The sequence below is a fragment of the Lishizhenia tianjinensis genome (genome assembly GCF_900116425.1).
In the GTDB taxonomy this organism is placed as follows: Bacteria; Bacteroidota; Bacteroidia; order Flavobacteriales_D; family Crocinitomicaceae; genus Lishizhenia; species Lishizhenia tianjinensis.
Genome location: NZ_FPAS01000006.1, coordinates 163,000 through 174,723, shown reverse-complemented (window position 1 = coordinate 174,723; position 11,724 = coordinate 163,000). Strand labels below are relative to the sequence as shown.

At 36.9% G+C, this 11,724-nt stretch carries 13 protein-coding genes; 2 read left to right on the top strand and 11 right to left on the bottom strand.

From position 1 onward, the window contains the following. Positions 1-5: 5 nt before the first annotated feature. The 7 genes from BM327_RS14770 to BM327_RS14740 form a co-directional block, all read right to left on the bottom strand. On the bottom strand, positions 6-461 hold the full coding sequence (locus BM327_RS14770) for a MarR family winged helix-turn-helix transcriptional regulator (protein ID WP_090252636.1): 456 nt from the start codon (positions 459-461) through the stop codon (positions 6-8). Positions 462-660: 199 nt separating this feature from the next. After that, complete coding sequence (locus BM327_RS14765) at positions 661-1,068, bottom strand: hotdog fold thioesterase (protein ID WP_090252633.1); 408 nt, start codon at positions 1,066-1,068, stop codon at positions 661-663. A 1-nt stretch (position 1,069) separates the two neighbouring features. Beyond that, on the bottom strand, positions 1,070-1,546 hold the full coding sequence (locus tag BM327_RS14760; RefSeq protein ID WP_090252629.1) for a hypothetical protein: 477 nt from the start codon (positions 1,544-1,546) through the stop codon (positions 1,070-1,072). A gap of 3 nt (positions 1,547-1,549) precedes the next feature. Continuing rightward, positions 1,550-2,389, bottom strand: coding sequence for a carboxylating nicotinate-nucleotide diphosphorylase (nadC, locus tag BM327_RS14755; RefSeq protein ID WP_090252625.1), 840 nt, complete (start codon positions 2,387-2,389; stop codon positions 1,550-1,552). Positions 2,390-2,460: 71 nt separating this feature from the next. Beyond that, positions 2,461-2,889, bottom strand: coding sequence for a hypothetical protein (locus BM327_RS14750; RefSeq protein ID WP_090252620.1), 429 nt, complete (start codon positions 2,887-2,889; stop codon positions 2,461-2,463). A gap of 47 nt (positions 2,890-2,936) precedes the next feature. Further along, on the bottom strand, positions 2,937-3,440 hold the full coding sequence (locus BM327_RS14745) for a DUF6155 family protein (protein WP_090252617.1): 504 nt from the start codon (positions 3,438-3,440) through the stop codon (positions 2,937-2,939). Further along, the gene (locus tag BM327_RS14740) at positions 3,437-6,394 is read right to left on the bottom strand and encodes a sensor histidine kinase (RefSeq protein ID WP_090252613.1); all 2,958 of its coding nucleotides are present in this window, start codon (positions 6,392-6,394) and stop codon (positions 3,437-3,439) included. The genes BM327_RS14745 and BM327_RS14740 overlap by 4 nt, the downstream gene beginning before the upstream one ends. Positions 6,395-6,505: 111 nt before the next feature. On the opposite strand from BM327_RS14740, the gene BM327_RS14735 reads away from it, so the two are divergent. Then, the gene (locus BM327_RS14735) at positions 6,506-6,814 is read left to right on the top strand and encodes a rhodanese-like domain-containing protein (protein ID WP_090252610.1); all 309 of its coding nucleotides are present in this window, start codon (positions 6,506-6,508) and stop codon (positions 6,812-6,814) included. Beyond that, a complete protein-coding gene (locus BM327_RS14730; RefSeq protein WP_090252607.1) occupies positions 6,807-7,709 on the top strand; it encodes a sterol desaturase family protein in 903 nt (300 codons plus the stop codon). Before BM327_RS14735 ends, BM327_RS14730 begins: the two co-directional genes overlap by 8 nt. Here BM327_RS14730 and BM327_RS14725 read toward each other — a convergent pair. The 4 genes from BM327_RS14725 to BM327_RS14710 all read right to left on the bottom strand — a co-directional run bounded on the left by BM327_RS14725 (position 7,693) and on the right by BM327_RS14710 (position 11,709). Then, entirely contained in the window at positions 7,693-8,112 is a 420-nt protein-coding gene (locus tag BM327_RS14725; protein ID WP_090252603.1) for a response regulator, read from the bottom strand. The genes BM327_RS14730 and BM327_RS14725 overlap by 17 nt on opposite strands. Beyond that, complete coding sequence (locus BM327_RS14720) at positions 8,099-8,986, bottom strand: sensor histidine kinase (protein WP_090252599.1); 888 nt, start codon at positions 8,984-8,986, stop codon at positions 8,099-8,101. Before BM327_RS14720 ends, BM327_RS14725 begins: the two co-directional genes overlap by 14 nt. After that, positions 8,983-10,083, bottom strand: a complete 1,101-nt coding sequence (locus BM327_RS14715; RefSeq protein WP_090252596.1) for an FIST signal transduction protein — start codon at positions 10,081-10,083, stop codon at positions 8,983-8,985. The genes BM327_RS14720 and BM327_RS14715 overlap by 4 nt, the downstream gene beginning before the upstream one ends. A gap of 90 nt (positions 10,084-10,173) precedes the next feature. Beyond that, the gene (locus BM327_RS14710; protein ID WP_090252592.1) at positions 10,174-11,709 is read right to left on the bottom strand and encodes a glycine--tRNA ligase; all 1,536 of its coding nucleotides are present in this window, start codon (positions 11,707-11,709) and stop codon (positions 10,174-10,176) included. Positions 11,710-11,724 lie beyond the last annotated feature (15 nt).

Genomic DNA, 11,724 nt, shown 5'->3' with positions numbered 1-11,724 from the left:
ACGTTTTAGAAAAATCTTATCATATTCCTAAGCTCTTCTTCAACAGTTAAATCAATTTTATCCATTACTTCAAAAAATACCTTCAATTTTCCCTTTGGAATGCGGTCGTAGAGTTTCTCGTTGAATTCCAAAACTACATTTTTGGCAAGTCTTCGTTGTTCTACTCCTGCAGGTGTTAGGAAAATCAGCACCTTTCTCTTGTCTAATTTGTCGGCCTCTCTGTAAATCAAACCTCTTGTTTCCATTGTTTTCAAGGTTCTTGATAAACTTGTTGGCTCCATTCCCATTCTTGGTCCCAATTGTGTACTTGGTGTACCTTCTTTATCCACGATTAATAAAATAAAACCTATGGAAATGGTCATATCATGTACCGAGGCTTTTTGATTATACATCCTCGATATTTTATGCCACGCGTGACGTATGCTAAAATCAATTTTTTCTTCTGCTTTAGAATTACTCATTTCTATCTTTTAAATATAGGAAAATATTCTAAGCGCGCACAATAAATTCTAGAATTTCATTTGTGCGGATAGCGTAGTAAATTTTCCGGTCTGAATGTATTCGTAGTAGGAATATATCCAAAAGTTAATAAAATTAATTAGTGTATTGGCAAATAACCTTTCGTTGTTGTTTAACAATTAATAAGTGTAGTGGGTTATATTACCAAATATTTTTAGAAATATGCACTGTACCTTTAAAAAGAGCTACCAGTTTATCAGCCTGATTGGTAACTTTTACGGTGTATATTCCTAAGCTTTTACTTCTGTTCTCTTCCACGCAAACGGCCTTTAATTTATCTCCCGTAAAACAAGGGCGCGTGTGTGAAATTGAAGTTTCTATACTCACGCATTGGTATCCGTAAGCATTGGAAGCAAAAGCAAGGGCACTATCTGCTAATGCATAAGATAGTCCCCCGTGTGCAATATTAAATCCATTTACAAAATCTTTGGTCACCTCTAATTCCAAGGTACAACTCCCTTCAGCAATCGCATCAACTTGCATTCCCAATAATTGAGAAAAAGCATCCTCTTGCATCATTAAGTTCACGATCTCTTGGGGTGACTTCATCTTAAGCTATGGCTTTGTTCATTAAACCTATCATTGCAGTTGAAACGATGAACAATTGTGTAGCTGTTTCATCATCCAAGGTTGTACCATCGTCATCTGCCATCTCTAACTCGTTAGCCATAAACGCTATTAAATTAGGTTGGTTGGTAATCGCAAGAATTAAATCGATATCTTCTTCTTCCATGTACTCCTCCAATACTTGAGAAAACTCATCTTGGAAAGCGTCAATGTCCTCATTAGTAATGGTATTTAACCTTACTTGCTGTTGAGCAAATGCCTCGAAAAAAATATTGAAATAATAAATGATAAGTCCAGTTAAGGTATCATTTTCGAATTCCATACCTGCAGAAAGGGCGTAACCTAAAAAGTCTTGTTGCGCTAAACCATAAGTTTCAGAGATTTTCTCTAATCCATCATCGTCTAGGTTGTCAATTTTGTTTACCGCTTTTTCTATATTAACGATTGTAATTTGTTGCATATATTATTTATTGAATGTTGCCTTTAGACTTAGATCTAAAGAACTTATTGAATGCGTTAAGGCTCCAGAAGAGATGTAATTTACTCCCGTTTCACCGTAAGCGCGAATGTTTTCTATGGTAATTCCTCCTGATGCTTCTGTTTCGTATTGAGCAGGGATGGTAGGAAGAATGGCTTTTATTTCTTCGGGTGTGAAATTGTCGAGCATGATTCGGTCTATACCTCCCACAGCTAAAACTTCTTCCAATTCTTTGGTGTCTCTAACTTCAACCTCTATCTTCAGGTCTTTGCCCGTTTTTTCTAGATAATCTTTAGCACCTTTAATGGCTTGGGCTATTCCTCCAGCGTAATCGATGTGATTGTCTTTAATCATGATCATGTCATACAAACCAAATCTATGATTGTAGCCTCCACCAATTTTTACGGCCCATTTTTCCATGGCACGTATACACGGAGTTGTTTTTCTGGTATCGAGAAGTTTGGTTTCGCAACCCTCTAAAATTTTTACGATCTTATTGGTGTGTGTTGCTATACCACTCATGCGTTGCATAAAGTTTAAAACAAGACGTTCTGTAGATAAAATAGAGCGAGAACTTCCTTCAACGGTAAGTATGATATCACCTTCTTTTATAACTTCACCATCTTGGATGAGAACTTCTACTTTTAAGTTGGGATCAAACCTATGAAAGATTCTTACGGCAAGTTCAACACCCGCTGCAATTCCATGGTCTTTTACCAATAGTTTCGCTATTCCTGTAGCGTCTGCCGGAATAGTAGATAGCGAGGAATGGTCTCCATCTTGGAGATCTTCTCTCAATGCAAAATCGATTATTTCATCTATCATGCCCCAAAGATATACATCTCTAGGAAATATGAGAAGCTATTCAGGAGCTAAGCGTGCTTTATTGACCAATGTTACTGGTTGTAGATGCGCAATTTGGTGTTTCCATCCCAAACGGTAATGTATTGTCTGAGTCCGAACTCCACTTCACCTTTTACGATAGAACCGTCATACAGCGAGTATTGTGCGTCTGAACAAGGATCGTCGAGAACCAAGAAATTGTCTGGATTTATTAATAAGCCTGAATCACATTCTGCAGCATTTTCGGCAGTAGACATTCTATCGAAACATACAAAATCATTTGGACCTCTTCTGTATACCACCAAGCCTTTTACCCCGCCTAAGACATAGGCATATCCACTCACGTTTTGCAAATTTGAATACGAAGGAAGTGTGAGGTTAATTTCTGTATCAAAGGGTAGACTAGGTACCGGATGATTTTTGGTTTTGTTACACCCAAAACTTACACTCAGTATCAATAAAAAGGCAAGAAGAAATTTCATGTTCTAATTTTGTTCAAAAGTAACGTAATTGCGGTTAAAATATTGTCTTAAGGCGCCATATCTTGAAAGGCTGTTCTGTTGAACCAATCTTGTTCCCAAGCTTCTTCAACGATGCGTTCTAATCGGGGTTTAAAAATATGCATGAGGTTGTTCCCAGAAATCCACTGCAAAGCTTCTTCGTATTGGCGAAACATTCCTACAAAGAAATTGTCGTTTCTTAAGGTGTAGGTTGAAGTGTAGGTTTGAGCAACTTCTATGGCGTAAAGCATGATGTCGGCAACCTTGTCGGGCGACATTTCCAAGCTTTGAAAGTGCTTGATTAATTTTGTAGCCGTGGTTCTTCTTAGCTTAGCCCTGCGTTTTGTTGTAGGGAAATACTCCTTGCTAATTTTCACGCGCGCATCTTCTATGAGTTTATCCTCTCTAGGATTAAAAGCAAAATTGAAGTACGTTTTTACGGGTGCAAATTTTTCGTAAAGCTCTATGATTTGTTCACGCAACTGCTCTTCGTTTAATTCTTGTAAGTGCTTTTTTAACTTCGCTTTACTCATATTCCTATTCTTAATTCAATTCGCGTACCCATTGCTTCGCCGTTTTCTTCCTTATCGATAATGGCAAAAAGCGGTTTGTCATTCTTACTTTGATCCAAAATTGAGAGCCTTTCTTGAGTTACCTGAAGGGCCAGTGATTTATGGAGGTGGTCTACCTGACTCTTGGTAGATTGTGATTTTTGTCGACCGCAACCATTATCGTCTATCGTTATCAAAATGTTGTTGTCGGTTTCTAACATTACTTTTATGGCAATATGGGGAGCCCTTTTTATATGTTTGAATCCATGAATGATGGCATTCTCAATAAAAGGTTGAATGAGAAGGGGTGGGATGATTTCTTCATTAACATCTAATTCATCATCTACTTCAATGTCGTAAGTAAAATCTAAAGACTTGATAAGTTGCTCCAATTTCATGTAGTGTTCAACTGTATTGAGTTCCTCTTCTATACTGATGTATTTTTCGCGTGAGTTTTCCAAAATTGAACGCATAAGTTTGGCAAATTTGGCAATCACCAAACGGGCTTTGTTTTTATCGTCTTTGATAATTTGTTCTTGGATAGATTGTAAAACGTTGAACACAAAATGAGGGTTCATTTGTAAACGCAATGCTTTTTGCTCTAATTCTACTAGGTTGCGTTCCATTTCTAATTTTTCTTTTAGGGCCGCATTGTTTTTTCTCAAACGTTCTAATGCTATTCTAAAGATGAGGTAGATAAAACCTATAATTCCCAAAACAACGAGCAACACAAACCACCATGCAGAGTAGAAGGGAGGCGTAATGATTAAGCGTATGCTTCTAACGGGTGTCCATGCTTGAGAGTTTCCTGTTTTGTAGCGCAAGATGTAATCTCCTGGGGGTAAATTGTTAAAGAGTATGGTGTTTCTTTTTGTGATGGGGGCCCACATTTCATCATAACCTTCTAAGAAATGTGTGAAGTTTGCTCCTTGCGCAGTAGACAAATCCAAGGCTTTTAATTCAATTTCTATGGGTTTTTTATCAAAAGGAAGGATGAGAGAGTCTGTTTCTTGGAGTCCGTCTTTTACAAAATAAAAATACTCCGTTTGTTCTATAGGAACGTAGCCTATACGTATATCTTGTACCGATAAGAGCGGTGCGATTTTCTTTCTAACATAGGATTTCTTGGCGTATTTTTCTATGCCCTTAACGGTTCCGAACCACAAGTTTCCATTGGGGTCAACGTCTACCGCATTTCGTGTAGTTTCTAAGCCCTGAAAACCTTCTCGTGGACCATAATGTTGAAAGTTGGGAGCGCCAAAGAAGGTGCTGATTTTATCCAGCCCTTGCTCAGAACCCACCCAAAGGTTTAGATCTTTATCTACGGCAACTTGATAGATATTTTCAGAACTTAAACGCTGATTGTTCTTCCATTTCAAAAGGTGCGTGCCCTCTATCGTATACAGTCCGTTTGACGTTCCTAAAACAGGTGTTGTTTTGTTGAAAGTGATGGATCGTATATCTAAATCTATGGTATTGTCTATGTAAAGGAGTTCGTTTCTACTTAACTTGGCAAGTCCCTTTCTCTCATCAACAAACCAGAGGTTTCCTTGGGGGTCGAATTGTAAGAGAAGAATGTTTTGTCCGGTATTGTCAAAAAGTAATTCTATTCTTTCAAAGCGCAAGCTTCGTTTAGAGCCCGAGAGTTTTGCTTTTAAGATTCCTTTGTCTTGTGTGGCAACGTAAATATCGTTGTTGTAGATTTTTACATCATTTATTTTGGAAAGTTTGTAATCTGTATTGATGCGTTGGAAACCAAATCTACCGTTGTAGAAACTAATGTAGGCCAAACCTTTTTCCTCTTCAAAAACCCAAGCATTTTCGTTTTTATCTATGTCGAATACAGGTATGCGGTTCAAGGTTCTTCCTTGGTCATCTTTTGTTAAGTTGTGGATGCGGTTGGGACCAATAAGACTTATTCCTCCTGTCCCCGTAGAAGCCCATACTTTGTTTTCTTTGATAGCCACTAAGTGAAGGATGTAATCACTACTCAAACCCGAATAGTTGTCGAAATGAACAAATTGGGTTTCGGTAAATCGACTTAAACCTCCTCCGAAACTGCCTATCCATATGTTTCCCCAATGATCTTCGTGAAAGGATTTTACATAATTACTTGGAAGTCCTTCGTTTAAGGTATAGTGATCAATTTGTTTTTTATTGATTCTAAAAACTCCCTGATTTTGAGTCCCTACCCATATTTTGTTTTGACTGTCAATGAGTAAGCTGCTAACAGATAGTTTTCTGTTGAAAGATTTGTCGGCGATGACCTGGAGACCTTTGTTTAAGGTAACTACTCCATGCCCTTCCGTTCCTAAATAAATATAATCATCACTTTCTGTAACACAGGCAATGACGTTGGTGGGTAAACCTTGGGTGGTCGTAATTCTTTTAAAAGGATTGGATAGATTATACACCCCTTCTGTAGTTGTAACCCAATATTGATTGAGACTATCGCTAAAAAATCCTGTTACTTTCTTGTGGTAGAGTTGAACGTTTTTCTGCTGATAGGTCTTACCTTCTTTGAGTAAAAAAACGCCATTTGTAGTTCCTATCAAGTAAGCTGTACCTTTTTTATGTATGCTGCTTACTTGTGCTACCAAAGGTAAGGAGCGTATAATTTGTTTGTTGAAATATACACTCAAGCCCTTGTCTGTACCTATGAGTATGCTATCTCTGTACGGGTAGAGGATGTTTACATTGTTAGAAAGTAATCCGTTGTTTTTGCTAATGGTTGTAAAGTTCTTACCATCAAAAACAGATACTCCACCACCTTGGGTTGCAATAATTAATTCACCTCCATCTGTTTCTAACATGGAATAGACTTGAGATTGTGCTAATCCTTCAGAAACGGAAAAATTGGTGAAATTCAACTGCTGACCATTTACAAGAAATGTGAACAGTATACCAAAGCAAGCCAAGAAGATGTTTTTCATCATACCAGCAAATATACACACTAGAACGCAAATCACATTTTTACCTACTGTGTAACAAAAGCTACGTCCAAAAGCTGCTGATTAACGTATATTTGAAAGAGAAAAAAAATTACGATGGGATTATTACAAAAATTGTTTGGACCGAAAACAGATTTCCAAGCATTAAAAGATAAAGGTGCAATTTTACTGGACGTGAGAAATCCAGGGGAAGTGAAGTCGGCTGGGATAAAGGCTGCGATCAACATTCCCTTGCAAAATCTTTCGTCGAAAGAAATTACAAAATTGAAAAGTAAAAACAAGCCTGTTGTTTGTGTTTGTGCATCAGGTGTAAGAAGTAACATGGCAAAGTCTAAATTGAAAGCGGCTGGTATTGATGCTTACAATGGAGGTGCTTGGTCAAGAATGAAACCGTATTTTGGATAGTATTATTGAAATAATTAGCAATGCGTATAGCAATTACGCATCTTATTTTTGGCGTAGTTTAATTCATCCTTTTTTTGAGGGGGATTTAAACTATTTCTATTATTTAATTCTCGTTTCTTTAGCCGTATGGGGATTAGAAATTTTATTGCCTTGGCGCAAGAAACAAGCCTTGTTTAGAAAGGATTTTTGGTTGGATGCATTCTACATGTTTTTCAACTTTTTCTTTTTTAATCTATTGCTGTATACGGCCTTAAGTGATGTGAGTGTTTACTATTTGAACCGAGTATTATCCGCTGTGGGTATAGAGAGTGTTACTCTTTATGATTTCTCGGGTCAGGCCATGTGGATACAGTTCTTGGCCTTCTTTTTATTGTCTGATTTTATCCAATGGTCGGTACATAACCTACTGCACAGGGTAGATTTTTTATGGCAGTTTCACAAAGTGCATCATTCAGTAAAAGAAATGGGCTTTGCCGCTCATTTGCGCTACCATTTTATGGAAACGGTGGTCTATAATTCTTTGAAATATTTAGGCTTGATCATGTTGTTTAACTTTTCGCTTCAAGATGCCTTTATTATCCATGGTGTTACCATTTTGATAGGACATTTAAATCACGCCAATGTATCTTGGGATTACGGACCATTAAAGTACATATTAAATAACCCTAAGATGCATATTTGGCATCATGCTAAAGACTTGCCAGAAAGCCACCCTAAGGGGATGAATTTTGGTATTTCTCTAAGTTTATGGGATTATGTATTCGGAACAAATTACATCCCACATTCTGGAAGAGATATAGAGTTAGGTTTTGATGACGACGAGGAGTATCCACAAGGGTTCTTTTCGCAGTTAGTAGAACCCTTTAAGAAAATATTTACTAGTCCAAAAAACTAAATTTAGACAACATCTCCTTAAGCTTCTCTTCACTGAGGGGCTTGGTGATGTATTCTTTGGCTTGAGGAGTTTTATCGAATTGCTCGTAATCTCTTTTGTGATTCGAAGTCGTTAGAATAAAGAAGAGCGGCATCAATTCAAAATCATGCTCTTCAAACAATTCATCGATCTCATCGATGAGCTCAAAACCATCCATTTCTGGCATCTTCACGTCAACGATGAAAATAGCAGGTATGTCTTTTTTGTTTTCGAACAAAGACTTCAAGTAGTCTAAGGTTTCTCCCGGACTTGTAAATGCTAAAATTTCATTGAAAATGTTTAAATCACCGATAATGTCTTTGTTACAAAAGTTGGTGATTTCATTGTCATCAATCAAGAGTATTTTGTTCCTATCTAACTGCATCTTTTTTAAATTTTAAAGAGAGGGTTACACCCTCGTTCTCTTTTCCGTATATACTTACAGAGCCTCCTCCAGACTCCATGGTTTTTCTAATTAAAAATAGACCTACACCATTTCCTTCAATAAATTTACTGTTTTTAAATCTGTTGAAGGGTTTGAAAAGTTCATCTCCTAATATTTCTGTGTCCAACCCAATACCGTGATCACGAATAATAATCATGGGGTGGTCAAAGTTAAAAGATGTTTTGATTTCTATCCTCGGTTCTTCGTCTTCTTTTTTGTATTTAATCGCATTGGTGAGAATATTTCTCAGTACACTGTTTAAAGATGTTTTATCAAAATGTATTTTATCAAACGCATCTAAATCCAACTGTATGTGTTTGTAGAGTAAACCGTTAATGCTCTCCACCTGGTTGGTAATACATTCTGCTATATCACAAATTTCTATTCTTTTCTCTTCGTTTTCGTACTCAAGTCTGCTAATTTCCAAAAACTCATTTACGGTTTCTATGGCTTTTTCTGAGTTCCATTCTAATTTTTCGCAGATTTCATTTACTTTATCTTCTTGTCCGGGTTGGTTTACATATTTCTTTAAAATCATCACTAAACTTTGGGTATTCATAAAGCGTGATTTTAAATCGTGAGAAACGTGGTAATTGAATCCATCTAAAGATTCATTAATACGCTCCAGATTCTTATTAGCATCCGTCATGTCATCCACCATCTTATTGGCAATTTCTTCCAGTAACCTTACCTCTGTGTGCAATTGCTCGTAAACCCTGTCTACGGCATGAAAGAGCGGTTCCCATTCACTCAAGTTTTGGTCTGGAGCTAGACGTTCTATTTGTTTAATTAATATTTTATTTCTTAGGTTCATTCTGTAAATGCAACAAGTGCAATGGAATTATTATGGATTTCACAAGCGTTATTGTTGTTCGCCTCTGTTAAAAATTCGGCATACGAGTAAAATCCGGTGAGTTTAATATTTTCTCCAAAGCCACGGTGTAGGGATGTTACTTCGTCATGAATCAATTCATTCAAAAATATACGCCTACCATAGCAGGAAGTTAAAAACACCATTTGGGGTTTATGCTTCCCTAAAAAGGAAGCTTCTTCTTCGGTTTCTTCGAGTCCTTCAATAATGTCAGATCTTGTTAGTTGAACTTTGTCGCCCAACCTAAAATCTCCACCATATATCAAAGTTTTAGTGTTGTGATCTACCCCTATTGGGCTTCTCACAAATTTTGTTCGGTTTTTTGTTTTTACCAGAAAAGGATAGAGCATAATTTTTTCTTCGAAATGTTTCTCAGATTCTGCTCCAAGTAGTTTGTACATCACCTCATAGGCGGGTTTTCCATTCAATCCAATGAGTACATTCCTATCGTAATCAGATACCATGTAGTCTAAACCAAAGCCTTTCGCAGTAATTACTTTGTTGGTTTTTATCGTTAGACTTTCGCCATAAAAACCAACCGCTATTACGTTGTTTTCGTGCGGGGCTTCATTTAAGCCGGAAATAGAAGGTACTTTTAAATCCAAGTTCCCAGCTAGTCCACCAAAAATATTTATCTCTCCTTTATATTCTTCGTTAAGATCATTGATCAAATCTGTACTATTTCCAAACGTATTGTCTGCAATGATTAAAAGTCCCTTTAAATTTTCTTTGGGGATTTCGCTAATCAAGCGTTTGCTTACTTCCTTACCTTCAACTTTTGCATTTTTAGCAAAGGCCTTTATTTGAGATTTTTCAAAATGATGCGCAGAGATAACAATGTTTTCATCAAATTGATTTTCATGAATGTGTCCAGCCGTTGAAGTCGTAATTATCTGAGCATTTGGAAATTTGGCTCTTACTAGGTCAAAGTCAAACTCTTTTTCGAATTGTTCTCTATAACCAAAAACAAACACGAGTTGGTGTTTTTGTTCTGTGCATTGGTGGAGGTCTTTTAGAGTAAATTCTTGAGAACTTATCATAGTAGCTTTTTGGTTTTAGGCGGAAGTTAAATAAAAAATGCGATTCCCGTATTTGAGAACCGCATTTTTTATTTTCAATGTAAATTATCCTTAATTCAATAACGAAGCTAAACTTACCTTATCTCCAATAATGGCTTTAAGGTCTGAGATGTTTACACGCGTTTGTTCCATTGTGTCTCTATCTCTTAAAGTTACAGTATTGTCTTCCAATGTTTGGTGGTCTACCGTTACATGGAAAGGAGTACCAATAGCATCCTGTCTTCTGTAACGTTTTCCTACTGTATCTTTTTCGTCGTACTGACAGTTGAAATCAAATTTTAAGCTGTTGATGATTTCTCTTGCCTTTTCTGGTAAACCGTCTTTCTTCAATAAAGGAAGAACAGCTACTTTGTAAGGTGCAAGTGCTGCTGGAATTTGAAGTACAGTTCTCGTTTTACCTTCTCCTAAATCTTCTACTTTTAATGAGTTACTCAATACCGCCAAGAACATTCTATCTAAACCAATAGAAGTTTCAATTACGTAAGGCGTATAGTTTTCGTTCAATTCAGGGTCGAAGTATTGTAATTTTTTACCAGAGTGCTCTTCGTGTTGTTTTAAATCGAAGTCCGTTCTTGAGTGAATACCTTCCAACTCTTTGAATCCCATTGGGAAATCGAATTCTATATCACAAGCAGCATTGGCGTAATGTGCCAATTTGATGTGGTCGTGAACTCTGTAGTTGTTTTCACCTAATCCTAAAGCTTTGTGCCACTTTAAACGTTCGTTTTTCCAGTGCTCGTACCATTTCATTTCTTCTCCTGGACGTACAAAGAATTGCATCTCCATTTGTTCGAATTCACGCATTCTGAAAATAAACTGACGCGCAATAATCTCATTACGGAAAGCTTTACCAATTTGAGCAATTCCAAATGGTATCTTCATTCTTCCTGATTTCTGAACGTTTAAGAAGTTAACGAAAATACCTTGTGCCGTTTCCGGACGTAAGTAAATCGTAGAAGCATCTCCTGCAACGGCTCCAAGTTCTGTAGAGAACATTAAGTTAAATTGCTTTACATCTGTCCAGTTTTTAGAACCAGAGATAGGACAAGCAATTCCCAATTCTTCTATCAAAGCTTTAACTGCTGGTAGATCTTCATTGGTTAGAGCTTCACCCATGCGTTGTTCTATTTCATCAATTTTTGCTTGATTTCTTAAAACGTTTGGGTTTGTTGCTCTAAATTGAGCCTCGTCAAAGTCGTCTCCAAATTTCTTAATTCCTTTGGCAACGTCTTTTTCAATTTTTGCTCTGTATTTTTCGATGTGTTCCTCGATTAATACATCGGCTCTATATCTTTTCTTAGAATCTTTGTTGTCGATTAATGGATCGTTAAAGGCATCAACGTGACCAGAGGCTTTCCAAGTTTTTGGGTGCATGAAAATTGCAGCATCTATACCAACAATGTTTTCGTGCATTTGAACCATGGCAGTCCACCAGTAATTTTTAATATTATTCTTTAACTCACTACCTAACTGACCGTAGTCGTAAGTCGCTGATAATCCGTCGTATATTTCTGATGAAGGGAAAATGTATCCATACTCTTTAGCATGAGATATCACCTCTTTTAATTTGTCTTCCTTTTTTTCCATGCTGCAAATTTAGGA

What these genes read in the sequence shown, in the direction of transcription:
- BM327_RS14760 (WP_090252629.1), bottom strand. Translation starts at nt 1,546, where the DNA reads ATGCAACAAATTACAATCGTTAATATAGAAAAAGCGGTAAACAAAATT.
- BM327_RS14720 (WP_090252599.1), bottom strand. Translation starts at nt 8,986, where the DNA reads ATGAACCTAAGAAATAAAATATTAATTAAACAAATAGAACGTCTAGCT.
- BM327_RS14765 (WP_090252633.1), bottom strand. Translation starts at nt 1,068, where the DNA reads ATGAAGTCACCCCAAGAGATCGTGAACTTAATGATGCAAGAGGATGCT.
- BM327_RS14740 (WP_090252613.1), bottom strand. Translation starts at nt 6,394, where the DNA reads ATGATGAAAAACATCTTCTTGGCTTGCTTTGGTATACTGTTCACATTT.
- BM327_RS14745 (WP_090252617.1), bottom strand. Translation starts at nt 3,440, where the DNA reads ATGAGTAAAGCGAAGTTAAAAAAGCACTTACAAGAATTAAACGAAGAG.
- BM327_RS14750 (WP_090252620.1), bottom strand. Translation starts at nt 2,889, where the DNA reads ATGAAATTTCTTCTTGCCTTTTTATTGATACTGAGTGTAAGTTTTGGG.
- BM327_RS14770 (WP_090252636.1), bottom strand. Translation starts at nt 461, where the DNA reads ATGAGTAATTCTAAAGCAGAAGAAAAAATTGATTTTAGCATACGTCAC.
- BM327_RS14725 (WP_090252603.1), bottom strand. Translation starts at nt 8,112, where the DNA reads ATGCAGTTAGATAGGAACAAAATACTCTTGATTGATGACAATGAAATC.
- BM327_RS14715 (WP_090252596.1), bottom strand. Translation starts at nt 10,083, where the DNA reads ATGATAAGTTCTCAAGAATTTACTCTAAAAGACCTCCACCAATGCACA.
- nadC (WP_090252625.1), bottom strand. Translation starts at nt 2,389, where the DNA reads ATGATAGATGAAATAATCGATTTTGCATTGAGAGAAGATCTCCAAGAT.
- BM327_RS14735 (WP_090252610.1), top strand. Translation starts at nt 6,506, where the DNA reads ATGGGATTATTACAAAAATTGTTTGGACCGAAAACAGATTTCCAAGCA.
- BM327_RS14710 (WP_090252592.1), bottom strand. Translation starts at nt 11,709, where the DNA reads ATGGAAAAAAAGGAAGACAAATTAAAAGAGGTGATATCTCATGCTAAA.